The organism is Sphingomonas sp. CCH9-F2 (assembly GCF_001556735.1).
GTDB lineage: Bacteria > Pseudomonadota > Alphaproteobacteria > Sphingomonadales > Sphingomonadaceae > Sphingomonas > Sphingomonas ginsenosidimutans.
In genome coordinates this window covers 1-1,951 of the sequence record NZ_LSJO01000344.1, presented here as the reverse complement: position 1 = coordinate 1,951, position 1,951 = coordinate 1, and the positions used below count along the sequence as shown (strand labels likewise).

General features: G+C 71.6%; 1 protein-coding gene. It reads left to right on the top strand.

What is annotated here, in order from left to right; translation table 11 throughout:
* A partial coding sequence (locus AX685_RS09995) for a transglycosylase domain-containing protein (protein WP_066488121.1) occupies nucleotides 1-1,951 on the top strand: 1,951 nt, incomplete at both ends.

The following is a 1,951-nucleotide window of genomic DNA, read 5'->3' as shown; positions in this document are numbered from 1 at the left end:
GGCTGGGACGGCGCGCCGCCCCCGCTCCCGCCGCGTCGCCGCCGCTTCGCCGGCGCGGGCAAATGGATCGTGCGCGGCGCGGCGGCGGGGATCGTGCTGTTCGTCCTTGCGGTGATCTGGCTGGCGGTCACCGCACCGCTGTCGCGCTCGCTCAAGCCGCCCACCCCGCCCTCGATCACGCTGACCGCCGCCGACAATACGCCGATCGCGCGGCGCGGCGCGATCATCGGCACGCCGGTCGATGCCGCGAAGCTGCCCGCGCATGTGCGCGATGCGTTCATCGCGATCGAGGACCGCCGCTTCTATTCGCACTGGGGGATCGACCCGCGCGGCATCGCGCGCGCCGCCTTCGCCAATCTCGGCTCCGGCGGGGTGCGCCAGGGCGGCAGCACGATCACGCAGCAGCTGGCGAAGAACGCCTTCCTCGATTCGGATCGCACCGCCGCGCGCAAGCTGCGTGAGGTGATGATCGCCTTCTGGCTGGAAGCGTGGCTGACCAAGGACGAGATCCTGTCGCGCTACCTGTCGAACGTCTATTTCGGCGACAACGTCTATGGCCTGACCGCCGCGGCGAAACATTATTTCGGGCGAACCCCCGATCGGCTCAACGTCGGTCAGGCGGCGATGCTGGCCGGGCTGGTGAAGGCGCCGTCGCGGCTCGCCCCGACCGGCAACCTGAAGGGCGCGCGCGCGCGCCAGGCGGTGGTGGTCGGCGCGATGGTCGACGCCGGTTTCCTGACGAAGGCGCAGGCCGACGCGGTTCAGCCGCAGCGCGTGCTGGCCGACCGGCCCGAGACCTTGCCGACCGGCACCTATTTCGCCGACTGGGTGCTGCCGTCCGCGCGCGAGGTGGCGGGCGATGCCGGCACCGACGCGACGGTGCGCACCACGCTCGACCCCAAGTTGCAACGCACCGCCGAACGGGTGGTGCGCCAGGCCTCGCTGCGCCGGATGCAGGCCGCGCTGGTCGCGATGAAGCCGGATGGCGAGGTGGTGGCGATGGTCGGCGGGCGCGATTACCGCGCCAGCCCGTTCAACCGCGCGGTCCAGGCGAAGCGCCAGCCGGGATCGACGTTCAAGCTGTTCGTCTATCTCGCCGCAATGCGCGCGGGCCTCACCCCCGACACGGTGCGCGACGATTCGCCGGTGGAGATCGCCGGGTGGAAGCCGCGCAACGACGACGGCCGCTATCTGGGGCCGATCACGCTCCAGCGCGCCTTCGCCCGCTCCTCCAACGTCGTCGCCGCGCGGCTGACGCAGGAAGTCGGCGTGCGCAACGTCATCAAGGCGGCGCGCGACCTGGGCATCACCACCCCGATCGCGAACGAGGCGACGATCGGGCTGGGCACGTCGGAGGTGTCGCTGCTCGAACTGACCGCCGCCTATGCCGCGATCGCCGGCGGCCGCTACCCGGTCGTGCCGCGCGGGGTGGAGGGCAACCGCAACGCCAGCTGGTACGAGGCGATCGCGGGCCGCGACACCGCGATGCCCGGCAAGATCCGCGACGAGATGCGCACGCTGCTCGGCTCCTCGATCCGCGGCACCGGGCGCGACGCCAACCTGCCGGTGCAGGCGTTCGGCAAGACCGGCACCAGCCAGAGCGGGCGCGACGCGTGGTTCATCGGCTTCGCCAACGATCTGGTGGTCGGCGTGTGGGTCGGCAACGACGACAATTCGCCCAACCCGGGCCTCCACGGCGGCGGCATCCCGGCGCAGATCTGGCGCCAGTTCATGATGTCCGCGCTCAACATCCCGATCGTCGTCGACCCGGTGGTCGAGGAGGACGAACCCGTCGACATGAACGGCATGGACGTGGAGGGGGTCGACCCGGTCGGCGACCTGATCGAACAGACCCGCCCGGCGATCGGCGACGCCTACGACCGGTTGCGCGACCTGGGCGTCGACCTGCCGCCCCCGCCCGAACCGCTGCGCGGCCCGCGCGATCGTATTC